This window comes from Lutibacter sp. (genome assembly GCF_030692605.1).
Classification (GTDB): Bacteria; Bacteroidota; Bacteroidia; order Flavobacteriales; family Flavobacteriaceae; genus Lutibacter.
This window is the reverse complement of sequence record NZ_JAUYUD010000105.1, coordinates 48,878-72,234: the sequence shown is the minus strand read 5'-3', so window position 1 is coordinate 72,234 and position 23,357 is coordinate 48,878. Positions and strand designations below refer to the sequence as shown.

Below are 23,357 nucleotides of genomic sequence, written 5' to 3'. Positions count from 1 at the left end.
TTAAATTTAGGAATAAAAAACATAATATAAAAAAGCAACTAAATCATAACCATACCTTAACATTGCGTTTAATTTAATTTAAAATGGAGTTGAATTAGATTTTGATTTAACAAATGGTTTTTTTTGTTATATTTATGTAAAAAATAAGCTATGAATTTAAACCTTGATTTTGAGAAAATCCTGTTTTTGGATATTGAAACAGTTCCAGAAGTTGAAAATTTTGAAGAGTTATCTAAAATTAAAAAGGAGTTATTTGATGCAAAAACGCAGTATCAAAGAAAAGATGAAATAACTGCTGAGGATTTTTACCAACGTGCTGGAATTTGGGCTGAATTTGGCAAAATTGTTTGTATCTCAGTAGGTTATTTTACCAATTTTAAATCAGATTCAAGAAATTTTAGAGTCACATCATTTTATGGTGAAGAAAAAAAAGTGTTAGAAAATTTTGCGGCTTTAGTACTCAAACATTTTGACAAACCTAATCATTTACTATGCGCTCATAATGGGAAGGAATTCGATTTTCCTTATATTTCTCGGAGAATGATTATTAATCAAATTAAGCTACCCAACAGTTTAAATTTATTTGGTAAAAAACCGTGGGAAATTCAGCATTTAGACACTATGGATTTATGGAAATTTGGCGATTACAAACATTTTACTTCGTTAAAATTATTAACTGAAATTTTACAAATACCGTCGCCAAAAGATGATATTAGCGGAAGTGATGTTTCCCAAGTTTTTTATAAAGAAAATAATTTAGAAAGGATTGTTATTTATTGCGAAAAAGATACGATTGCCGTTGCGCAATTATTACTTCGTTTTAACAATGAGCCATTGCTTCAAGAGGATCAAATCATCAAAATTTAACCTTCTTGGATAGATAATAATAGCATCCACCGATCTTCTTTTTTAGCAATACTTTCTATTATTTCTTGTAGTTTTATAGACAAATTATTAAAATCTTCTCCTGCAATAGTTCCAGAAACAAAAAGCGATTCAATCTCTTTTTTAGCTGTTTCTAATTGTTCAATTTCACTCTCAATGGTATCCAATTCCATTTTTTCTTTGTAAGAAAGTTTTACTTTTTCAACGCTTTTTTCTTTGGCTTCAATTTTTTTAGGGGTTATTACTTTGGTAGGTTTAGAATCTTCATAAACCCGATAATCGGTATAATTTCCTGGAAAATCTTCAATTTCTCCATCACCATTAAACACAAATAAATGATCTACAATTTTATCCATAAAATAACGATCGTGAGAAACAACCAATAAACAACCTGGAAAATCTAATAAAAATTCTTCCAAAACATTTAAGGTTACAATATCTAAATCGTTGGTAGGCTCATCAAGTATTAAAAAATTTGGATTTTGAATTAGAACTGTACATAAAAACAATCTTTTTTGCTCACCACCACTCAGTTTTTCAACAAAATCGTATTGTTTTTTAGGACTAAATAAAAATCGTTCTAAAAGTTGGCTAGCAGAAATTTTTCTTCCTTTGGTTAACGGAATGTATTCTCCAAATTCTCTAATAACTTCTATAACCTTTTGCCCAGGTTTAATAACAATCCCATCTTGTGTATAGTATCCAAATTTAATGGTTTCTCCAACAACAACTTTACCAGAATCTAAAGGAATATTTCCTGTTATTAAATTTAAAAAGGTTGATTTTCCTGTTCCATTTTTGCCAATAACACCTATACGTTCACCTCTTTTAAAAACATATTCGAAATTTTTAATAATTTGAAGATCTCCAAAAGATTTTGAAATATGATGAAGTTCTAAAATTTTGGAACCCATTCGCTCCATGTTAATTTCTAATTGAACAGTATGATTATTTCTTCGTTTTTGAGCTTCTTCTTTAATGGCGTAAAAATCGTCTATTCTAGATTTAGATTTAGTAGTTCTAGCTTTTGGTTGGCGACGCATCCACTCTAATTCTTTTTTAAATAGGTTTTTTGCTTTTCCTAAAGTTGCTTGTTCTTGAGTAATTCGATCTTCTTTTTTTTCTAAATAATACGAATAATTTCCTTTATAAGTATAAAACTCACCTTCATCTAATTCAACAATTTCATTACAAACACGTTCTAAAAAATACCGGTCGTGGGTAACCATAAATAGGGTGACTTTTTCTTTTTCGAAATAGCTTTCTAACCACTCAATCATTTCTAAATCTAAATGGTTGGTTGGCTCATCTAAAATTAGTAAATCGGGCTTATGAATCAAAATAATAGCAAGTGATAAACGTTTACGCTGACCACCAGAGAGTGTATCAATTTTTAGTGAAAGATCTTCTAATTTTAATTTAAACAGAATTTGTTTGTATTGGGTTTCAAAATCCCAGGCTTGGGAAAGTTCCATTTTTTCAAATGCAATTTGATACGCTTTAGTGTCATTTGGGTTTTTTAAAGCGTGTTCGTATTCCTCAATAATTTTCAGCGTTTCGTTATCCGAATTAAAAATAGATTCTTCAATGGTTAAATTCAGATCTAAGGTTTCTATTTGACTTAAATAAGCAATTTTTAATCCTTTTCTAGATACCACTTGCCCGTCATCTGGTGAGTCTAAACCGGCTATAATATTTAATAATGAAGTTTTTCCTGTTCCATTTTTGGCTATAAAAGCAATTTTTTGATCTTGATTTATACCAAAGGAAATATTTTGAAATAAAGAAACTTCACCAAAAGATTTGGAAATATTTTCAACCGAAACGTAATTCATTCTTTTAAATTTTCGACAAAGCTACATAAAATAATTGCCACTTCAACGAATGAAAAAAGGAGCAATTATGTGAAACAATACAGATTTAGAAAGGCATGTTGATAGGTCTTTTCTTATAATTTCCAATTTAAAAATTTAAAGCAATAGTTGTATATTGCGCGGTAAAATGAAACAGGTTTTTAAATATAGCACGTTGGTAATAGGAATATGTTTTTTCCAAACAATTGCAATTGCTCAAACTGAGGTTTCTTCAGGGGAAAAAAGGTTTAATTTTGAAACTTACTTTTTCGAAGCTCTTAAGCAAAACGCCATTGAAAATTATGTGAAAGCTATTGAGAATTTAGAAAACTGTTTGGAGATTGATAGAGAAAATACGGCAGTTTTTTTTGAGTTTTCAAAAAATTACTTTCAGTTAAAAAAATATTTTGAAGCGGAGTTATTTATTGACAAAGCGCTTGTTTTAAATCCTTTAAATAAATTTATGTTAATCCATAAGGTTGAAATTTTAAAAAGGAAACAAGATTATAAATTGGCCATTGAAATTCAACAGAAATTAGTTAAAAATTATCCTGAATATAGTGATGGATTGCTAGAATTATTTTTTTTAAATAAAAACAATAAAGAGGCCGAACAATTAATTCTTAAAATGGAAATGAGTGGACTTTCAACATTAAAATCGAATGAATTAAAAGATTTAATGGAGTTAGAAAACAGAAAGGAAATTGTACTAAAACCAATTTTAAAAGGTCAAAACCAAAGTTTTGAAGAACTAAAAAATCGATATCTTCAACATAAAGAATACTCTATTTTGAAACAGATTTTAGAAATAGAATTACAACAAGGGTTATTTGATTTGATGTTTGAAGATAGTAAAAACGGTCTTGAGTTATTTCCTTCTCAACCTTTTGTTTATAGAATAAATGCGTTGGCGTTGCATAAATTAGGAAAATATAATGAATCGAATGACGTTCTAACAAATGGCATTGATTTTGTGATTGACAAAGAAGAGGAAGCTTTATTTTATGATATTTTTGTTCTAAACCACCAAAAAATGAATAATACAAGTGAAGTTTTAAAATTCAAACAAAAATCGGCACAACTACGAAAGAAGCATTAAATGAAGAAAATTTCACTAATAATTATAGCACTATTTTTGGTTCTTACTTCTTGTAAAAGTAAGAAAGGAGTCTCTGAAAATAGTTCGTTTGATGTTTTATCAACCAAAAAAATTGTAAATAATCATTACAACAATTCTTTTTCTAAAAACACTATTTCAGCAAAAATAAATATTGATTACGAAGATGACAAAACAGGTGTTGGGGCTACCATAAGAATGAGAATGGAAAAAGACAAGGTTATTTGGATGAGTGCCACAAAACTTGGAATTCCTATTGCAAAAGTGATGATTACACCTACAAATGTTAGTTATTACGAAAAAATTGAAAAAAGATATTTTGATGGTGATTTTTCATTATTGAGTAAGTGGTTTGGAGCTGAATTAAATTTTGAAATGATTCAGAATTTATTGTTAGGGCAAGCGATACAAAATCTTAAAAAAGACCGTTATATTGCTGAATTAAATGGAGATTTGTACCAACTATCACTCGAACATAATAAAGAACTTTGGAGTATATTGTTTTTTTTGAACCCAGATAATTTTAAAATGAGTAAACAAGAAATTAGAAATCCTGAAAAGCAGCAGTTATTATCGGTTTCATATCAAAATTACTCAAAAATTAACGGTGAAATTTTTCCAGAAAATATCAATGTAAGAGTTATAGATAAAAATAAGATTACAACTATTAAAATGGAATACCGCTCTGTTGAGTTTAACGAAGAATTGACTTTTCCATTCTCTTTTCCTGACGGTTATAAAGAAATAAAAATAAAATAATGCGATATAAATTTACCTATTTAATATTGTTTTTCGCCCTTTTGTTTGGTTCACAAAGTTATGGTCAAAGTTCTAAAAAGGATCAATTGGAGGCTAGGAGAACACAATTGCAAAAGGATCAAATTTATATTAATTCGTTGCTTTCGAATGCAAAAAAGAAGGAAAGCAATTTATTGAATGATTTAAAGGATATTAAGAGAAAAATTAAAACTAGAGACGAAATAATTAGTGTTATTTCTAAAGAATCTAAAGAGCTAGGTAACGAGGTTTATTTGAACCAACTAGATATAAATAAGTACAAAAGAGAGCTTGATGCATTGAAAAAAGATTACGCTGTAATGATTAATAAGTCTTATCAAAGTAAATCTGAAAATAGCAGAATAATGTTTTTGTTATCATCTGAAAATTTTTATCAGGCCTATAAAAGGTTCCAATATATGAAACAATACGCTTCATATAGAAAAAACCAAGGTGTTGAAATTTTAGATAAAACTGAAAAATTACAAGTTTTAGTTGATAATCTACAGGAGAAAAAAAATAAAAAGCAAGAGTTATTGGGCATTGAGAAAAAAGAGCAGACCATTGTAGAAAAAGAAAAAAAGGAACAGGAAGGGTTATTAGGTCAGGTTAAAAAACAGGAAGGGAAATATAAAAGGCAAATTGCACAAGCCCAAAGGGAAGAAGCTAGAATTGATGCTCAAATCGATAAAATAATTAGGGATGCAATTGCGTCATCTAACAAAAAATCTGACAATACAACCAAGGAAAGTTCAAGTGCAGCACCTACTTTTGCATTAACACCAGAAGCTAAAGAATTAGCTTCAAAATTCACTTCAAACAAAGGGCAATTGCCCTGGCCCGTTGAAAAAGGTTTTGTTTCAACCTATTACGGTAAACAACCACACCCAATTGTAGCATCTGCTACCATACAAAGTAACGGAGTTAGAATTACAACTAGTGAAGGAAGTAGGGCTAGATCTGTTTTTGAAGGTGTTGTGTTAGCTGTACAAGTGACCACAGGGAATAAAAAAGCAGTATTAATACAACATGGTAATTACATAACTGTATATAAAAATCTGGAAGATATTTTTGTGAAAAATGGAGATAAAGTAAGTACTAAGCAAGAAATTGGAACCATTTTTACCGATAAGGTAACAGGAAAAACCATTTTAGGATTTATCTTATCGAAAAACACAGATACAGAAAATCCGGCTTCATGGATATTGAGAATGTAATGGGTTTATTTTTTGAAGTTGAAAATAGGGTAATAAATTATTGAAATAAAGCCTTTAGTTCAGTTGCTTCTGAGGGTTTCATTTTACCTGATAAAATCAAACTTAGTTGTTTTCTTCTTAAAGCACCGTTGTATCGTTCTTTTTCTAAATCGGTTTCAGGAACAATTTTCGGCACTGTAACAGGTTTACCAGTATTGTCAACAGCTACAAAGGTATATATTCCTTCATTTGCTTTTGTTTTGTCTTGAGATTCTCGGTCTTCAATCCAAACATCTACATAAATTTCCATAGAAGAATTAAAGGCTCTCGAAACTTTTGCTTCAATAGAAACAACACTACCAACAGGAACTGCTCTTGAAAAAGCAACGTGATTTACCGAAGCTGTAACAACAATTTGTCTTGAATGGCGTCTTGCAGCAATGCTACACGCTCTATCCATTCTTGCCAAAAGTTCGCCACCAAATAAATTACCAAGTGGATTGGTTTCACCAGGTAAAACAATGTCGGTTAAAATAGTTAAAGATTCTTTCGGTGATTTTACCATTTCTTTGAAATTTTTGACAAAGATATAGCTAATTTAAAAATAAAAAGTAGTGGGCTACTTGTTTTCTTCAATCATTAACCAAGCTTCTTCATTCTCAGTTCTAATGATATGATTTAGTTTATTTATAGCATCATTTTCAATAGTAAAACTTTGATAAGCAACTTGAGTTAAACCCCATTTATTAACTCCAATAATGCTTGCATCAAAACCTTTTAAAAGTAATTCGTGCAATTTAGAATCTGCATTTTGAACATCTCTAAAGGCACCAGCTATAATATGATATTTTGGAGTTTCTTTTGCAATAGTTAGGGTAATTGTAGGTAACGGATTGGAAATAACAAAAGTAGCTTCTTGGATAGATTTGGTTACTTTTTGTTGTTGTTGTGCCGCATGTGCAACTAATTGATTGTGTTGATAATTAGTGTATTCATTCCAGCCAAAAGTTCCTAACGATATTAGAATAGCGGCAGTAGCGGCATATTTAATAAAAGCAGGCATTTTGCGTTTATTTTCTTCTGAATGAAACATAGGAGCATTAGCTTCTAATTGCTTCACTTGTTCTTTGTAAGCAACTCTATTAATTGCAGGAGAAGTGTAGGTGTTTAATCCAAATGAAGAACTTAAAAAGTTTACAGTATTTGTACGTTCAAACAAAATTCGACCTTCATTATTTAATTTAAAAAAACCAATATTTTCTAATTCTAAACTTTCTTTGGCAAGAGATTCTTTCCAACTAGAAACTTCTTCATTTATAAATCTCAAGGCTACTTGAAATGAGACATTTTGAGATGCAGCAATATAATTTGCTAACAAACCATCATTTGATTGTAAATGAGCATTAAATGTAATTTGCTTACTTGGTGCATAAAAAGTATGTGTAGTGCTATTTATTCTTGCTGAAATTTCATTGGTAACAAACCCACCAAAATTTGGTACAATAACACACTCGTAACGAAATAATAAATCGCCTATATATTTTGCTAAACTCATAATAACAAAGATATAGAAAACGTATTTTAAAAATCGAACTTATCAGCTTTTTTATTAACAATAATTTTATATATTGACACTCAATTTATTAAATATGCTAGAAGAAGAATTACTATATGTATTGGCTTTGCAACGCGTTAAAGGTATTGGAGATATTAATGCAAAAAAATTAATTGCACATTGTGGAAATGCTAAAAATATTTTTAAAGAAAAGAAAGCAACCCTTCAAAAAATAAATGGAATAGGTTCTTTTACCATTCAACATTTATCGGATACGGCTTATTTAAAAGAAGCCGAATTAGAGTTAGCCTATATTTCTAAAAATAATATTTCAACGCTTTATTTTGAAGATTTAGACTATCCAACTAAATTAAAACATTGTGTAGATGCGCCTATTTTAATTTTTAAAGAGGGAAATATAGAATTTACCCAATCCATAATAAGCATTGTTGGAACTAGAAATATAACCAGTTATGGTCGTGATTTTTGTGAAAAATTTATTGAAGATTTGGTGCCTTTTAATCCTATTATTGTAAGTGGATTTGCTTACGGGGTTGATATTTGCGCGCACAAGGCCGCTCTTAAAAACAAGTTGCAAACCATTGGAGTTTTAGCCCATGGGTTTGAAGAAATTTACCCAAAAGCACATAAAAAATATGTTAGTGAAATGAATAAAAACGGAGGATTTTTGACTGAGTTTTGGCATAAGGATCCACTTCAACGAGAAAATTTTTTAAAAAGGAATAGAATTGTTGCAGGAATATCGGAAGCAACCGTAATAATTGAATCAGCCGAAAAAGGTGGTTCATTGGTAACTGCAGATATTGCAAATTCATATAATAGAGATGTTTTTGCTGTTCCAGGGAGAGCTTCCGATAATTTTAGCAAAGGCTGCAACGATTTAATAAAAAGAAATAAAGCAGCAATACTAACAGATGCAAAAGATTTAATTGAAATGCTAAATTGGAATGTTGGCACTAAAATTTCAAATGTTATTCAAAAGCAATTATTTATTGAACTTTCTGAAGTGGAGCAACAGATATATGATTTTTTAATAGAAAACGGGAAAGAATTGCTGGATATTATAGCAATTCAATGCAATTTACCAATTCATAAAACGACGTCTTTATTGTTTAATTTAGAAATGAAAGGAGTAGTAAAACCATTGCCTGGGAAATTATTTGAAGCGGTTTAATCTAATTTATAATTCTTATTTTTGCTCACTTAAATATAGTAATGATAGAAATACCTAAAACTGCGAAAGCACTTATATTTGATTTAGATGGCACCGTAGCAAACACCATGCAAAACCATTTTGTAGCATGGAGAAAAGCCGTTTTACCATACGGAATTGACTTTAGCGCTAACCTGTTTATGCAATTAACAGGAATGCCACAGGGAGCAACTATTAAAAAACTAAATGAAATGTTTGGCACAAAAATGAGACCAAATGAGGTTGGAGCCATTAAATCGGAATATTTTAGATCAGGAGTTCATTTAACTCAAGAAATTGATGTAGTTACAAATGTTGTAAGAAAATACCATACTATTTTACCGCTGGCTATTGGCACAGGGAGCACCAAAAAAGGAGCTCAAAAAACGTTAGAAGTACTTGGAATGGGACACTATTTTGATTTTGTTGTAACGGCAGACGATGTTTTAAACTTTAAACCACATCCCGAAACTTTTTTAAAATGTGCTAAATTAATGAATGTAAAATCTCAAGATTGTGTTGTTTTTGAAGATGGAATACTTGGAATACAAGCAGCTGAAGAAGCTGGAATGATGGTTATTGATGTAAATGATTATTTTAAAATGGAGTTTACGGTTTAGGTTTAAAAGCTGATGAGTTAATCCGATTTTACACTCGTCTAAAAACCCCATTTTAAGCGGCTTTATGCAAATGAATGCTTTCATTTTAAAATTACTTAAATTAGCTTGAAAAAAGCAAAATAATTATCAAATGATTCAAAACGGATTATATGAGCAGCTCATAAATAAATTGATTTTATCCAAACTGAATGAATTGGATAAAGATAAATTTTATATAAAAGAAAGTGAAATTGATAAGAGAGAAGCAGCAAAAGTTTTATCGCAATATTTAATTGAAGTAATTCGGTTGGCACTTAACATGATTTCTGGTGATGATAGTGTTGAAAAACAAATTGTTCTTTCAAATAAAATTATTTCTCTTTTAAGAACAGAGTTGAAGGATGAAGATTTTGATGAGAATTTAATTACTACGGAAGCAAAAATTCTTTCTGCAATATTTAAGAAACTTGATGCTACGTTTTCTGATTTTGAGAAACATTTGAAAGAAATAACTCCTTATACCAGATTATCACAAAGTGAATTATTTACTGGAAACAATGCCGGGATTTCGCTTGAAAGCGAAATCAAAAAAGAAATTCTTTCTTCTGATAAAATTAATTTTCTTGTTTCCTTTATTAAATGGACTGGAATAAGGATTTTTGAAAAAGAGTTATTTGAATTTACCGAAAGAGGTGGGCAATTAAAAGTGATTACTACTTCCTACATGGGAGCTACTGATTTGAAAGCAGTAGAATATTTGTCTGGATTGAAGAACACTGAAATTAAAGTGTCATACAATACTGATAATGAGAGATTGCATGCAAAGGCATATTTATTTTACAGAAATACAGGATTTCATACTGGCTATATTGGTTCATCAAACATCTCTCGTTCTGCACTTACAAATGGGTTGGAATGGAATTTAAAAGTAACAACAAAAGAGGTAGGACACATCATCGATAAATTTCAGAAGACATTTGATACGTATTGGCAGGACAAAGAATTTCAATTATTTGATAAAGCACATGACTCAGAAAAGTTAAGGGTTGCACTTAAGAAAGAAAGAATTTCTGAAAGAAATAATCCAGCTGCATATTTTGATATTAAACCATTTCCGTTTCAGGAAGAAATTTTAGAAAAGTTAGAAGCAGAAAGAATAGTTCACAACCGTTTTAGAAATTTAATTGTTGCCGCAACTGGAACAGGAAAAACGGTAATTTCAGGATTCGATTTCAAAAATTTTAAAAAGAAAAAACCCTCTGCAAAACTTTTATTTGTTGCTCACCGAAAAGAAATACTGCAACAAGCTCAAGCAACTTTTCAAGGTATTTTGAGAGATAATAATTTTGGTGAATTGTGGGTTGATGGAATTGAACCAGAAAAATATGATTGTGTTTTTGCTTCTGTTCAGACGCTGAATAACAGAATTGATTCACTGAAACTTTCAGAATCATTTTATGATTTCATCATTGTAGATGAAGTCCACCATATTGCTGCTTCAAGCTATCGTCCAATACTAAACCGATTCCAACCTGAAATTATTTTAGGGTTAACAGCTACACCAGAAAGAATGGATGGAGAAGATATTTTAAAAGATTTCTGTAATACCATAGCTGCCGAAATAAGATTGCCAGAAGCCTTAAATAGAAAACTTCTTTGCCCTTTTCAATATTTTGGGATTACTGACAGTATTGATTTATCAAATGTAACTTGGCAAAATGGAAGATACTTGCCAAGTGAACTAACAAAAATTTATACACAAAATGATAAAAGAACAGGAGATATTATTTCTAATCTCAACAAATATTTAAATGACATAAATGATGTAAGAGCTCTTTGTTTTTGTGTTACTCAAGAACATGCACAATTCATGGCAGAGAAATTTTTGCTTGCTGGTTTAAAAGCAGATTATTTAGTTAGCTCTAGAAATAATTTGAGACATGAATTAAGAAATAAATTTTCAAGTAGGGAGATCAACTACCTTTTTGTTGTTGATATTTTTAATGAAGGAATTGATATTCCAGATATTGACACAGTTTTGTTTTTAAGACCTACAGAGAGCTTAACAATTTTTCTACAACAACTAGGCAGAGGTCTCAGACTGGCAGAAGGTAAAGAATGTTTAAGCGTCTTGGATTTCGTCGGCAACTCACGACCCGAATATGATTATGAAGGTAAGTTTAGAGCATTGGTTGGAAAAACGAATACATCTATTCAAAAAGAGATTGAAGATGATTTTCCCCATTTGCCATTAGGATGTTCAATTGTTCTTGAGAAAAAAGCAAAAGGATTTATTCTTGAAAACATTAGAAATGCAACATTGCTCAATAAAAATCAATTACTCAATAAAATTCGAAATTACAAATACCAAACTACATTACCGCTGACGCTTAAAAATTTTTCAACCTTTTATCACATACCACTACAGCTGATTTATAAGAAAGGAAATTGGAAACGGCTATGCGTTATAGCTGAACAAATTGAAGATTATCCAACAATAAATGAAGCTGAAATCTATAGAGCAATTAATAAGAAATGGCTTTCAAGCAATTCGAATTCTTATTTTAATTTTATTTTATCGCTAGCCAAAAAAGGTTTCAATATTAGTTTCAACAAACTTAGTGAGGATGAAAAATCTATGTGTTTAATGCTTCATTATGATGTTTGGCAATCAGCGGGTTTTTTTAAGTCTTTAGAAGAAAGTATAAATGCAATTGGGAAAAATAAAATTTTGATAGATGAAATAATTGAAGTTTTAGAAGTGCTTATTGATAAAATTGATTTTCTTGAAAGAGAAATTTCGCTTCCTTATTCTCAACCATTAAAACTTCACAGCAGATATACCCGTGAGCAAATTTTATCGGCTTTTGGGTTTCATACATTTCAAAAGAAAAGTGAAATTAGAGAAGGTGTAGCCCTCTCTAAAGAGAAAAACACCGAGTTGCTTTTTATCACACTTAATAAATCAGAAAAAGATTTTTCCCCAACAACTTTATACGAAGATTTTGCTATTAGTGAAAATCTTTTTCATTGGCAAACTCAAAACTCCGTCAAGTTAGAAAGCGGAAAAGGGCTATCGTATATCAATCATGTAAATGAAGGAAAGAGAATACTCCTTTTTGTTCGTGAGAAAAATGAAGATGAGTATGGAAATACGATGGCTTCAGTTTTTTTAGGGGAAGTTAAACTATTGGAACACTATGGATCAAAACCAATGAGCATAAAATGGGAATTGAATGAGTCAATGCCTCCATATTTCTGGAAGGTTTCAGCTAAGATGGCTGTTGGTTAAATGGCGAGTTTTAAATAATCATCAATAACGATTGGTAATTTATTTTGCAATGAAGAAAGAGCAGTTTCATTGCCTGTCAATAATTGGTAGAACTTATTTCCAAAAGTTTTAAAAACTCGTTTATGGCTTACAGAATATCCTCAGAAAAGTTATTATTTTCAAATAATGAATCTTTATCGTCATATAAAATTTCGGCCACTTCAATTAATTTTTTAATCATATCATTTACATTGGCGTAATCATTAAATAACGAAGAAGCCATTTCAGTCGTTATCAAATCATCTCTAATTAATTTGTCCATAGATTTATTAGAATGTTTTATATTTTCTTTTGCCTCGTTTTTTAATTCAGCTAATTTTAAACCATATTTTTCATCATCTTGTGTTCTAAATAAATAAATTATACGAAGCACTTTTATTACCTTTTTTCTAAAATTATTGTATTCTTTAATTAAATACTTATTCTTAATATTTAGAGCTAGCGTAATATTTTTGTTAAGCTCCCTAACATCTTTAATAGTTTCAACCATTTTTCTGTTTGCAATTTTTATATCATCAATTCTAGTACTCAGTTTTTCGGGTAACTTTTGATTTTTTTGAGCAGTTGAAGCATATTTTAAAATTTCGCCATAAATAGTTTTTACTTTTTTTAAGTATAAATCAGTTACATTCACATTTAAATCATTGTTAGAATTTTTCACAATTTTACCAACCTTTTTACTTGATTTTATATCATCTCTATGAATATTTAATCCATGCGCAACAATTTCAAAAACTGCGTTTTTATAGAGATATTTAGATTCTTCAGTTAAAGCATGAATAGTAGCACTTGGAAACTCTAAGACGGCTTCATTTAAAAACTTTGGTTCATCAATATCTTTTGATACTTTTTCTTTCAAAAATTTAACCAAGAAATTTTCTAATTTTTTAATGAAAGGAAGCATTATTAAAACTCCAAAAACATTAAATAAAGTATGAAATAAAGAAAGTTTTAAGGTAAAATCTGATTCTGAAATGCCGAAGATAATTGCTAAATAATTGACTAAATTCGTAATTGGAGGTAAAAATATAATAGCAACAATTGCCGTAACAATATTAAAAATCACATGAGCAGTAGCTAATCTTCTTCCAGCAACGTTAGCGCTAATTGATCCCAAAACAGCAGTTATTGTTGTACCTATGTTTGCTCCAATAGCTAATGCTAAGGCATTTTCATACGTTATTTGCTCAACAGATAAAGCAGTAAGTATTAAAGCCATTGTTGCACCGCTTGATTGAAGTATGGTTGTAATAACAATACCTAGACCAGCATAAACAAGTATTCCTAAAAAGCCTTTTATTGCATATTGGGTTAAATCGATATTGTAACTAAAAACATCGAAACCCTCTTTCATAAAGTGAATTCCTAAAAAGAAGAACCCCAACCCAGCTAAAACATTTCCTAAACCTTTTAAAGCTTCCTTTTTTTGAAATGAAAAAATGAGTCCGAAAACCAACATTGGCATTGCCAGTGTTGCAATATTTATTTTTAACCCAAAAGCTGCAATTAACCAAGCTGTTGCCGTTGACCCAATATTCGCTCCAAAAATTAAACCTATTCCACCAGATAAACTTATTAAACCAGCACTTATAAATGAAATAGTGATGACCGAAACTAATGAACTAGAATTTAAAATTGCAGTAACAATTGCTCCAACTGTAATGCTCTTATATAATTTATTGGTTACTTTTTTTAAAATATTTTTTAAAAACCCTTTTGTAAAAACCTTAAAACCTTCTTCAAGCATAATCATACCAAAAAGTAAAATGGCAACGCCTGCACCAATAGTTTTAAAATTTGGATTGAAATAGAGAAGTACTGCTAGCAATATTAAAAATAGAACAAAAAACAATTTTCTGAACATAAAAAGCATGATTTAAGAGCAAGTAAACATACAAATATTATAAAAAAAGGGAACATCCTTTTTTTATAAATGAAAAATTATTTGATTAATATTTTGTTTAAGAACCACACATTTCACAATCATCCGGATTGTTTTGTGAAGCAATTATCATCTCTTTCAATTCTTCTGGTGTTAAAGGTTTCTCTTCCTCTTTTTTAGCATTTGATACCGTAAATTGAATGGCGTTTACAGCACTTTTGGTACGCAAATAATACATACCAGTCTTTAAGCCACTTTTCCAAGCGTAAAAATGCATTGAAGTTAATTTGGAATAGTTTGCATCTTGCATAAATAAGTTTAGCGATTGTGATTGGTCTATAAAATAGCCTCTCTGACGAGACATGTCAATAATATCTTTCATGCTCATTTCCCAAACGGTTTTATACAATTCTTTCAATTCTTGTGGAATGATATCAATATGTTGAACAGATCCGTTAGCCCTCATAATCTCTTCTTTCATTTCATTATTCCACAAACCTCTTTCAACTAAATCTTCCAATAAATGTTTGTTAACAATAATAAATTCTCCGCTCAGTACCCTACGGGTATATATATTAGATGTATAAGGCTCAAAAGCTTCATTATTCCCTAAAATTTGAGAAGTAGATGCTGTTGGCATTGGTGCCACTAATAATGAATTTCTTATGCCGTTTTTAACTACGTTTTTTCGTAATGATTTCCAATCCCATCTTCCACTTAAATCGTCTTCAGAAACACCCCACATATTAAATTGAAATTCACCTTGCGACATTGGGGAACCCTTAAATGTTGAATATGGTTCTTTTGCCTTCGCAATTTCCATTGATGAAGTTACTGCCGCAAAATAAATAGTTTCAAAAATTTCTTGATTTAATACTTTTGCTTCGTCACTTGTAAAAGGCAAACGCAATAGTATAAATGCATCTGCTAAACCCTGAACTCCAAGTCCTATAGGTCTATGCCGAAAGTTTGAGTTTTCGGCTTCTTTTACAGGGTAATAATTACGGTCAATAACTGTATCTAAATTACGTGTAATTTTTTTGGTGATTTTATGAAGTTTTTGGTGATTAAAAAATTTGGTTCCATTTTCATCTTCTTCAATAAACATAGGCAGCGCAATAGACGCCAAGTTACATACCGCAACTTCATCTTTTGCTGTATATTCCATGATTTCTGTGCATAAATTAGAAGAGCGGATGGTTCCTAAATTCTTTTGATTGGATTTTCGGTTGGCAGCATCTTTATACAACATATACGGATTTCCGGTTTCAATTTGGGCTTCCAATATTTTTTCCCAAAGCAAACGTGCTTTTATTGTTTTACGTCCTTTCCCAACTTTTTCATAGCCCGTATAAAGCTTTTCAAATTCATCACCATAGGTATCAAACAAATGCGGACATTCATTGGGGCACATCAACGTCCAGTCCCCGTTTTCCTCCACGCGTTTCATAAATAAATCGGGAATCCACATCGCATAAAATAAATCTCTGGCACGTTTTTCTTCTGCACCTGTATTTTTACGTAAATCTAAAAAGTCGAAAACATCGGCATGCCAGGGTTCTATATAAATGGCAAAAGAACCTTTTCGTTTACCGCCCCCTTGATCTACGTAACGAGCTGTATCATTAAATACTTTTAGCATAGGAACAATTCCATTTGACGTGCCATTTGTTCCTCTAATATAAGAACCTGTCGCACGAACATTATGAATTGATAACCCTATCCCGCCAGCAGATTGAGAAATTTGTGCAGTTTGTTTCAACGTGTCATAAATTCCTTCAATGCTATCATCTTGAATTTGTAATAAAAAACATGAAGACATTTGTGGTTTTGGCGTACCTGCATTAAAAAGGGTTGGAGTGGCGTGTGTAAAGAATTTTTTCGACATTAACTCGTATGTTTCAATAGCTTCGTCAATATCTTCTTGATGAATTCCAATGGCAACACGCATTAACATGTGCTGAGGTCGTTCAGCAATTTCTCCATTTATTTTCAACAAATAGGAACGTTCTAATGTTTTAAATCCGAAATAATCGTAGCTAAAATCCCTGTTGTATATAATCGTTGAGTCTAATTTTTCAGCATTATCCATGATAATTTTATACGTTTCATCAGATAACAAAGGAGCTTTTTTTCCTGTACGAGGATTTACATACTTGTATAAATCCTCCATAACTTCAGAGAACGTTTTCTTTGTGTTTTTATGTAAATTTGAAACGGCAATACGGGCTGCAAGTTTAGCATAATCTGGATGTTGAACGGTCATTGTTGCAGCAATTTCAGCTGCTAAATTGTCAAGTTCAGATGTTGTTACTCCATCATACAATCCTTCAATAACTCTCATTGCCACTTTAACGGGGTCAACAAGCTTATTTAAACCATAACACATTTTTCTTACACGAGCTGTAATTTTATCGAACATTACTGGCTCTTTTTTCCCATCTCTTTTTAGTACGTACATTTTATATATATATTTAGTTAGTAGGGGTTAAATGTTGTTATATGTTATACGTTAAATGTTATTTGTTATTTGATTTCATTTTCGTCAGATAATTGATATAACCGTTTAAAAGCGAATTTGTTTTAAAAAATAAAACCCTAAATTCTGTTAAAATAGATTCATCAATATAACTATCATCTAAAGCGGTTATAACTTGATTTAGAGATTCGTGCAAAGAGCCTCTTCCCACTCTGCAATATTGAATATTTTCCTGAAAATGATATCTTCCAAAACCCTCAGCAATATTATCCGATATTGAACGTGAAGAACGTCGAAGTTGACTAATCAAATCATATTGCTCATCTTTTGGGAGTTTTTTAAGAACCTGTTTTGAAACAAATAATTTTATTTCTCTGGCCGCTTTCCAGCATTCTAGCTCCTCAAATGAATGAATAGTACTCATTATTTCTTTTCACATTTATTAATTATCAGCCTTAAACTAAGTCAAATTTGGTCAATAACACTCAGACATAAACAACATATAACTATTAACATATAACTTTTAACTTTTTTCTGCTAAAAATCCGCGTCAAAGCTAATGCTCCCTGTACCTCCGCTTTTTACACCTGCTTTTTGATACTCTGAAACCCGTTTTTCAAAGAAATTTGTTTTCCCTTCTAATGAAATCATTTCCATAAAATCAAATGGATTTGATGAATTATAAACTTTATCACAACCAAATTCAGTTAATAATCTGTCAGTCACAAATTCCAAATATTGTGTCATTAATTTAGCATTCATGCCTATTAAACTTACGGGTAATGATTCAGTTATAAATTTACGCTCAATGTTTAAAGCATCAACAAGAATGGCTGTAATTCGTTCTTTTGGAACTTTATTTACAATATGATTGTTATGTAAATGCACTGCAAAATCACAATGCAATCCTTCATCACGAGAAATTAACTCGTTTGAAAAAGTTAAACCAGGTAATAATCCACGTTTTTTCAACCAAAAAATAGAGCAAAAACTTCCTGAAAAAAAAATTCCTTCAACAGCGGCGAAAGCGATTAAACGCTCTGCAAAACTTGGACTGTCAATCCATTTTAAAGCCCAATCGGCTTTTAATTTTATGGCAGGAAATACTTCAATTGCTTTGAATAATTCATTTTTTTCAAGTTCATTTTTAACGTATGTATCAATTAATAATGAATAAACTTCTGAATGAATATTTTCCATCATTATTTGAAATCCATAAAAGAATTTCGCTTCAGAATATTGCACTTCACTTACAAAATTTTCAGCTAAATTTTCATTAACAATACCATCTGAAGCAGCAAAAAAAGCTAAAATGTGTTTGATAAAATAACGCTCATCATCATTTAATTTATTTTCCCAATCATTAACATCTTGGTGTAAATCAATTTCTTCAGCTGTCCAAATACTAGCTTCTTGTTTTTTGTACCACTCCCAAATATCTTGATGTTGTATTGGGAAAATAACAAATCGATCTTTATTTGGTTGTAAAATGGGTTCAATAAACGACATTAATCTTTGGTTTTTTTAGATAGTTAAAAAATTGTTTGTTTTTTGAGTAAAAACGAGTGAAACAAAGATTGAAAAAAAATAGCCAAAAAAAAAGGTCACTTATTCACATTTAGAGGTAAGTTTTTAACATTTTATGAGTTATTACATAAACGATTAAATAGTCTTAAAAGCTGATAATCAATTGTTTGTGTTTTTAAATAATCCCTAACCAGCCTGATTTATTGAGGTTCACAGGAAAACGCTTAATTGAAGTTTAAAATTTAAACTATTTGTAAGTTTTTTATTGATTATGACTTTCAGCCACCTTTTCCAATTCCATATACCAATCCTTCCCAAATTTCCTAATCAAAGCGTCCTTCACAAATTTATATACAGGCACTTGCAATGCTGCACCCAAGGAACAAGCGTCATCACAAATTGGCCATTTATGATAATTTACTGCTGAAAATTCGCTGTATTCCATAATTCTAATTGGATATAAATGACATGAAATGGGTTTTCTCCATTTTATTTTTCCTTTATTATACGCCTCTTCAATTCCGCATTTTGCTATTTTTTTTTCATCAAAAATCACATAAGCACAATCCTTTTCATCAATTAAAGGTGTTTCATATTCTCCTTCATTAAAAATGAATAAGCCTTGGTCTTCTATGGCAGCAATTCCTTCTTTTCTTAAAAATGGTTTTACTTTTGGATAGATATCCATCAAAATTTTAAGTTCACTTTCTTCTAATGGCGCACCTGCTTCTCCATCAATACAACACTTGCCTTTGCAAGCAGATAAATTACAGACAAATTCCTTTTCTATAATATCTTCTGAAACTATGGTTTTTCCTAATTGAAACATTTTGCAAAAATAAGCTAATTTTTTAGATTACTTTTGCAATATACTTTATTGATTCTTATCAAAAAAATAGTTAAAAAAAACTAAAATGGTTTTAAATTTTAAAGAAATATTTACCGCAACTATGATTTTGTTTGCTGTAATTGATATAATTGGATCTATTCCAATTATTATTGAATTGCGTTCAAAAGTTGGTCACATTCAATCTGAAAAGGCTTCAATAGTTTCAGCAATTATTATGATTGCATTTCTTTTTATAGGTGAAAGAATGTTAAATTTAATAGGTATTGATATTAATTCTTTTGCTGTAGCCGGTTCTTTGGTTATTTTCTTTTTGGCCTTAGAAATGATTTTAGGAATTCAACTGTATAAGGATGAGAGTCCCGAAACTGCAAGCATAGTTCCTATTGCCTTTCCTTTAATTGCGGGAGCTGGAACTTTAACAACATTATTGGCCATTAGAGCTGAATTTGCAACCATTAATATTGTAGCAGCTATTATAATAAATACTTTTTTTGTTTATGCCGTTTTAAAATCATCAAAAAAAATTGAAAAGGTATTAGGAAAAGGAGGGCTTGGTGTTATTAGAAAAATATTCGGCGTTGTTTTATTAGCCATTGCCGTTAAATTATTTGCTACTAATATTCAAAACTTGTTTCAAATGTCGTAAGATAATTTAATATCTTATTATACAATTTTTCCGTTTGAAACTACTCCACCGTTACAGATTTAGCTAAATTTCTTGGTTGGTCAACATTACAACCTCTCATAACTGCAATATGATAGGATAATAATTGTAATGGTATGGTAGTTAACAACGGTGTAAAAGGTTCAACTGTATCTGGCACTTCTATTATATGATCAGCTAATTCCTTTACAATAGTGTCGCCTTTAGTTACAACCGCAATTATTTTTCCTTTACGAGATTTTATTTCTTGTATATTACTAACAACTTTATCATAATGACCACTTTTAGTGGCAATAATAACAACTGGCATAGATTCATCTATAAGTGCTATAGGCCCATGTTTCATTTCTGCTGCTGGATATCCTTCTGCATGTATGTACGAAATTTCTTTCAGTTTTAGGGCTCCTTCTAAAGCAACTGGAAAACTATATCCTCTGCCTAGATACAAGCAATTAGGAGCGTCTTTAAAAATGGACGCAATTTTTTCGATTTCATTATTTGTTTTTAATGCTTCTTCAACTTTAGAAGGAATTAAACTCATTTCTTGAATATAATTGTTCAAGTTAGAATTTGAGATTTCCCCTTTTAAATTTCCTAATTTTAAAGCCATTAATGCCAATACGGTAATTTGGGTTGTGAACGCTTTTGTTGAAGCAACTCCAATTTCGGGACCAGCATGAGTATAAGCCCCAGTATCAGTTTCTCTTGCTATAGATGAGCCAACCACATTACAAACTCCAAACACAAAGGCACCTTTAGATTTTGCTAATTTAATAGCAGCTAATGTATCGGCGGTTTCACCTGATTGGGAAATTGCAATTATAATATCGTTATTGTTTATAACAGGATTTCTATATCTAAATTCAGAAGCGTATTCAACTTCTACTGGAATTCGTGCTAAATCTTCAAATAAATATTCGGCTACTAAACCCGCGTGCCAAGAGGTACCGCAGGCTACAATAATAATTCTATTGGCATTTAAAAATTTAGCAATGTGATTATCAACACTGCCCATTTTTATAATACCTTGGTCAGCTAATAAACGTCCTCTATAAGTATCTAAAATTGCTTTAGGTTGTTCATGAATCTCTTTAAGCATAAAATGCTCGTAACCTCCTTTTTCAATTTGTTCAAGATTTAATTTTAACTCTTGAATGTTAGTTTCTACTTCAGAATCATCGTATATTTTTCTAACATTTATATCTTTCCCTAGTCTGATTATTGCTAATTCTTCTTCCTCCAAATAAATGGCGTCTTTAGTATATTCTATAAAGGGAGAAGCGTCTGAAGCAACAAAAAATTCTGAATTATTTTCTCCAATCCCTATGGCAATGGGGCTCCCTAACCGTGCAACAATAAGGGTGTTAGGATCATTATTATCAATAACAGCGATGGCATATGCGCCAACTACGTTGGTTAACGCCAATTGTACCGCTTTACCTAATTTACAATTGTTTTTAATTTTTACTTCTTCAATTAAATTAATGAGAACCTCAGTATCGGTATCACTATGAAAAACATATCCTCTTTTGATTAATTCCTTTTTAATGGTGTCATAATTTTCAATAATTCCATTGTGAACAATTACTAAATTTCCAGAATTAGATACGTGCGGGTGAGAGTTAACATCGTTTGGAACACCATGAGTAGCCCAACGTGTATGTCCCATTCCTAAAAAACCTTTGGTGTTATTATTATCGGCAATATTTTTTAAGTCGGCAACTTTTCCTTTAGTTTTATAAACATTAAGTGTATTATTGGATGCTAAAACAACACCAGCGCTATCGTACCCTCTATATTCTAAACGCTGTAGCCCATTAATAATAATTGGGTATGCTTCTCTCGGACCTAAATAACCTACAATCCCACACATAAATAATTTATATTAGTTCTTAATATTAATTTCCGAATATAAAACTTCTAATTTCAGTTTTTTATCTCCGGCACTTGCATGATGTCCAAACAATACAACACCTTTTGGGGTCCAACTATTTTCTTTCACTTTAGTATCGGTGACATCTACAGGTAAATCACTTGGATTATATACTTTTAAACCTAACCTCACTAAATTTATAGGATCTTTTGATTTTAACAATTCAGAAATATAATCGGTTATTTTAAACACATATTTATACGGTTTCCCATCTGCATCTTTTACTAACTTACCACTCACTTTAGACAATCCTTCAGTCATTACATCAAGAATATGAACTTTTTCGTCGTAATTAAACAGAATTAATTGTTCAGGCACAATTGCACTTGAAGCATTTTGATCTACGTAAAAGGTAAGATTGGCCTCAGTAATTAACCTATTTGCATTTTGTATTGCAGTTAAATCAACACCATTAAAAAGGTCAATGGTAGCAAGTGATCCAGCAGCTCCTTGAACATACAATCTTTCTGCCCCACTTTGTTTAGAATTAGAATAATTTCTTTCAAAAACATTTGCTTTTATAGTTCCAAAAAGAAAATCATAAGAACGTTTCACCCTTACGTTTTGTTCACCTTTAGTTCCATTTCCATTTAGATCTTCGTCAGCTGTTTCATCTGCATTGTTAGAATAGTAAATAGTCATTTTTGCATTGCTAATGTTTAAAGATAGTAAATGAGATTTTTCAGAATTTAACACTGAAGCTTCAATATACAAGCCCCTAAAGTAGCTTTGAAAACTTTCTGTAGATGCGAAATTTGAGCTACTTGCATTATCTATAAAAAGTTGTTTAATTAGCGTTTCATTTAAAGGAAGTTTTATACTCGGACTCTTGTCTGTATTTTTTATGGTATCTTTTTTATAAACAGTAATACCATCTGCTAAATATCTTTTAATATATGAAACGGTATCGTTTGGATTTACTTTAAAATTCCCTGAATAAAGAGGTGTAGGCCCTTTTTGAAATTGTTTATCAGAATAGTAAATTGCAAATTTAGTAGGATCATTAGGGTCTAAAGTATTTAAAAAAGTATTTAACTCATAAACATTCAATTTAAACTCTGTGTTTGTATCTCCAATAATCGAATCGATTGAAAATTGAGGTTTCCCGTCGGTCAATTTATCTTTTTTAGTTACTTGATATGGAATAGACACAATAACCGAATCTATACCTGCATTGGTCCCATAGGTGTAATTTGTACCAATAACTGGCACATTCAATTGCGTAACAATTGACGCTTTTAAAGATCCAAATTCGTTATCGGCATAAACTCCCAACAAATATTGACCTGCCCCATTTGTTGGAACTCTTTCAATATTTTGAGTTGAGGTAAGTACTTCGTATGCTGTTTTTTTTGATGTGAAGATGTTATTATCTATAAGGCTTACACCAATACTTTCAATGTCTTTTTCACAAGATATGGTCGAAAAAACAAGGACAATAAATATTCCTAAGTATTTTATTACTGTTACAACTTTGGTTGTCATATATAAATTTA

General features: G+C 30.7%; 19 protein-coding genes. 8 read left to right on the top strand and 11 right to left on the bottom strand.

The window, feature by feature from the left end:
- The first annotated feature begins 150 nt into the window (after positions 1 to 150).
- Positions 151 to 867, top strand: coding sequence for a 3'-5' exonuclease (locus tag Q8S45_RS10910; RefSeq protein WP_305604629.1), 717 nt, complete (start codon positions 151 to 153; stop codon positions 865 to 867).
- Here Q8S45_RS10910 and Q8S45_RS10905 read toward each other — a convergent pair.
- Positions 864 to 2,720 (bottom strand): ABC-F family ATP-binding cassette domain-containing protein, encoded by a 1,857-nt coding sequence (locus Q8S45_RS10905; RefSeq protein WP_305604627.1) that lies wholly within the window; start codon positions 2,718 to 2,720, stop codon positions 864 to 866. The two genes, Q8S45_RS10910 and Q8S45_RS10905, sit on opposite strands and share 4 nt — an antisense overlap.
- Positions 2,721 to 2,886: 166 nt before the next feature.
- On the opposite strand from Q8S45_RS10905, the gene Q8S45_RS10900 reads away from it, so the two are divergent.
- The 3 genes from Q8S45_RS10900 to Q8S45_RS10890 are packed head-to-tail and all read left to right on the top strand — an operon-like array spanning position 2,887 to position 5,849.
- Positions 2,887 to 3,837 (top strand): lipopolysaccharide assembly protein LapB, encoded by a 951-nt coding sequence (locus tag Q8S45_RS10900; RefSeq protein ID WP_305604625.1) that lies wholly within the window; start codon positions 2,887 to 2,889, stop codon positions 3,835 to 3,837.
- Positions 3,838 to 4,614, top strand: a complete 777-nt coding sequence (locus tag Q8S45_RS10895; protein ID WP_305604623.1) for a DUF4292 domain-containing protein — start codon at positions 3,838 to 3,840, stop codon at positions 4,612 to 4,614.
- Positions 4,614 to 5,849: a murein hydrolase activator EnvC gene (locus Q8S45_RS10890; protein ID WP_305604621.1), complete on the top strand. Its 1,236-nt coding sequence runs from the start codon at positions 4,614 to 4,616 to the stop codon at positions 5,847 to 5,849. Before Q8S45_RS10895 ends, Q8S45_RS10890 begins: the two co-directional genes overlap by 1 nt.
- Positions 5,850 to 5,886: 37 nt before the next feature.
- Here Q8S45_RS10890 and Q8S45_RS10885 read toward each other — a convergent pair whose 3' ends face one another.
- A complete protein-coding gene (locus tag Q8S45_RS10885) occupies positions 5,887 to 6,393 on the bottom strand; it encodes an acyl-CoA thioesterase (protein ID WP_305604619.1) in 507 nt (168 codons plus the stop codon).
- 54 nt (positions 6,394 to 6,447) lie between these two features.
- Positions 6,448 to 7,383 carry a hypothetical protein gene (locus Q8S45_RS10880; RefSeq protein WP_305604617.1) on the bottom strand — a complete coding sequence of 312 codons (936 nt, stop codon included), beginning with the start codon at positions 7,381 to 7,383 and terminating at the stop codon, positions 6,448 to 6,450.
- Between the two features lie 94 nt (positions 7,384 to 7,477).
- On the opposite strand from Q8S45_RS10880, the gene dprA reads away from it, so the two are divergent.
- The 3 genes from dprA to Q8S45_RS10865 all read left to right on the top strand — a co-directional run bounded on the left by dprA (position 7,478) and on the right by Q8S45_RS10865 (position 12,487).
- Positions 7,478 to 8,578, top strand: coding sequence for a DNA-processing protein DprA (dprA, locus tag Q8S45_RS10875; protein ID WP_305604615.1), 1,101 nt, complete (start codon positions 7,478 to 7,480; stop codon positions 8,576 to 8,578).
- 41 nt (positions 8,579 to 8,619) lie between these two features.
- Entirely contained in the window at positions 8,620 to 9,216 is a 597-nt protein-coding gene (locus Q8S45_RS10870; protein WP_305604613.1) for an HAD family phosphatase, read from the top strand.
- A 130-nt stretch (positions 9,217 to 9,346) separates the two neighbouring features.
- Positions 9,347 to 12,487: a DUF3427 domain-containing protein gene (locus tag Q8S45_RS10865; protein WP_305604611.1), complete on the top strand. Its 3,141-nt coding sequence runs from the start codon at positions 9,347 to 9,349 to the stop codon at positions 12,485 to 12,487.
- Here the strand turns inward: Q8S45_RS10865 and Q8S45_RS13990 are convergent.
- The 6 genes from Q8S45_RS13990 to Q8S45_RS10840 form a co-directional block, all read right to left on the bottom strand.
- Positions 12,484 to 12,567 (bottom strand): hypothetical protein, encoded by an 84-nt coding sequence (locus tag Q8S45_RS13990; protein WP_371133017.1) that lies wholly within the window; start codon positions 12,565 to 12,567, stop codon positions 12,484 to 12,486. The two genes, Q8S45_RS10865 and Q8S45_RS13990, sit on opposite strands and share 4 nt — an antisense overlap.
- Positions 12,568 to 12,614: 47 nt before the next feature.
- Positions 12,615 to 14,354 carry a Na/Pi cotransporter family protein gene (locus Q8S45_RS10860; RefSeq protein ID WP_305604609.1) on the bottom strand — a complete coding sequence of 580 codons (1,740 nt, stop codon included), beginning with the start codon at positions 14,352 to 14,354 and terminating at the stop codon, positions 12,615 to 12,617.
- Between the two features lie 133 nt (positions 14,355 to 14,487).
- Positions 14,488 to 16,869: a ribonucleoside-diphosphate reductase subunit alpha gene (locus Q8S45_RS10855; protein WP_305604607.1), complete on the bottom strand. Its 2,382-nt coding sequence runs from the start codon at positions 16,867 to 16,869 to the stop codon at positions 14,488 to 14,490.
- Positions 16,870 to 16,927: 58 nt separating this feature from the next.
- Positions 16,928 to 17,311 carry a four helix bundle protein gene (locus Q8S45_RS10850; protein ID WP_305604605.1) on the bottom strand — a complete coding sequence of 128 codons (384 nt, stop codon included), beginning with the start codon at positions 17,309 to 17,311 and terminating at the stop codon, positions 16,928 to 16,930.
- 113 nt (positions 17,312 to 17,424) lie between these two features.
- Complete coding sequence (locus tag Q8S45_RS10845; RefSeq protein ID WP_305604603.1) at positions 17,425 to 18,396, bottom strand: ribonucleotide-diphosphate reductase subunit beta; 972 nt, start codon at positions 18,394 to 18,396, stop codon at positions 17,425 to 17,427.
- Between the two features lie 280 nt (positions 18,397 to 18,676).
- Positions 18,677 to 19,243, bottom strand: coding sequence for a DUF3109 family protein (locus tag Q8S45_RS10840; RefSeq protein WP_305604600.1), 567 nt, complete (start codon positions 19,241 to 19,243; stop codon positions 18,677 to 18,679).
- A gap of 85 nt (positions 19,244 to 19,328) precedes the next feature.
- Here Q8S45_RS10840 and Q8S45_RS10835 point away from each other — a divergent pair, with 85 nt between their 5' ends.
- Positions 19,329 to 19,910, top strand: a complete 582-nt coding sequence (locus tag Q8S45_RS10835) for a MarC family protein (protein WP_305604594.1) — start codon at positions 19,329 to 19,331, stop codon at positions 19,908 to 19,910.
- A 40-nt stretch (positions 19,911 to 19,950) separates the two neighbouring features.
- Here Q8S45_RS10835 and glmS read toward each other — a convergent pair whose 3' ends face one another.
- Together glmS and Q8S45_RS10825 are read right to left on the bottom strand one after the other, a co-directional pair.
- Complete coding sequence (gene glmS / locus Q8S45_RS10830) at positions 19,951 to 21,801, bottom strand: glutamine--fructose-6-phosphate transaminase (isomerizing) (protein WP_305604592.1); 1,851 nt, start codon at positions 21,799 to 21,801, stop codon at positions 19,951 to 19,953.
- A gap of 12 nt (positions 21,802 to 21,813) precedes the next feature.
- Entirely contained in the window at positions 21,814 to 23,346 is a 1,533-nt protein-coding gene (locus Q8S45_RS10825; RefSeq protein ID WP_305604590.1) for a DUF4270 domain-containing protein, read from the bottom strand.
- Between the last annotated feature and the right edge of the window lie 11 nt (positions 23,347 to 23,357).

Excerpts from the sequence above, each read along its gene's own strand:
- Q8S45_RS10910 (WP_305604629.1), top strand. The coding sequence starts at position 151 with ATGAATTTAAACCTTGATTTTGAGAAAATCCTGTTTTTGGATATTGAA.
- Q8S45_RS10905 (WP_305604627.1), bottom strand. The coding sequence starts at position 2,720 with ATGAATTACGTTTCGGTTGAAAATATTTCCAAATCTTTTGGTGAAGTT.
- Q8S45_RS10900 (WP_305604625.1), top strand. The coding sequence starts at position 2,887 with ATGAAACAGGTTTTTAAATATAGCACGTTGGTAATAGGAATATGTTTT.
- Q8S45_RS10895 (WP_305604623.1), top strand. The coding sequence starts at position 3,838 with ATGAAGAAAATTTCACTAATAATTATAGCACTATTTTTGGTTCTTACT.
- Q8S45_RS10890 (WP_305604621.1), top strand. The coding sequence starts at position 4,614 with ATGCGATATAAATTTACCTATTTAATATTGTTTTTCGCCCTTTTGTTT.
- Q8S45_RS10885 (WP_305604619.1), bottom strand. The coding sequence starts at position 6,393 with ATGGTAAAATCACCGAAAGAATCTTTAACTATTTTAACCGACATTGTT.
- Q8S45_RS10880 (WP_305604617.1), bottom strand. The coding sequence starts at position 7,383 with ATGAGTTTAGCAAAATATATAGGCGATTTATTATTTCGTTACGAGTGT.
- dprA (WP_305604615.1), top strand. The coding sequence starts at position 7,478 with ATGCTAGAAGAAGAATTACTATATGTATTGGCTTTGCAACGCGTTAAA.
- Q8S45_RS10870 (WP_305604613.1), top strand. The coding sequence starts at position 8,620 with ATGATAGAAATACCTAAAACTGCGAAAGCACTTATATTTGATTTAGAT.
- Q8S45_RS10865 (WP_305604611.1), top strand. The coding sequence starts at position 9,347 with ATGATTCAAAACGGATTATATGAGCAGCTCATAAATAAATTGATTTTA.
- Q8S45_RS10855 (WP_305604607.1), bottom strand. The coding sequence starts at position 16,869 with ATGTACGTACTAAAAAGAGATGGGAAAAAAGAGCCAGTAATGTTCGAT.
- Q8S45_RS10850 (WP_305604605.1), bottom strand. The coding sequence starts at position 17,311 with ATGAGTACTATTCATTCATTTGAGGAGCTAGAATGCTGGAAAGCGGCC.
- Q8S45_RS10845 (WP_305604603.1), bottom strand. The coding sequence starts at position 18,396 with ATGTCGTTTATTGAACCCATTTTACAACCAAATAAAGATCGATTTGTT.
- Q8S45_RS10840 (WP_305604600.1), bottom strand. The coding sequence starts at position 19,243 with ATGTTTCAATTAGGAAAAACCATAGTTTCAGAAGATATTATAGAAAAG.
- Q8S45_RS10835 (WP_305604594.1), top strand. The coding sequence starts at position 19,329 with ATGGTTTTAAATTTTAAAGAAATATTTACCGCAACTATGATTTTGTTT.
- glmS (WP_305604592.1), bottom strand. The coding sequence starts at position 21,801 with ATGTGTGGGATTGTAGGTTATTTAGGTCCGAGAGAAGCATACCCAATT.
- Q8S45_RS10825 (WP_305604590.1), bottom strand. The coding sequence starts at position 23,346 with ATGACAACCAAAGTTGTAACAGTAATAAAATACTTAGGAATATTTATT.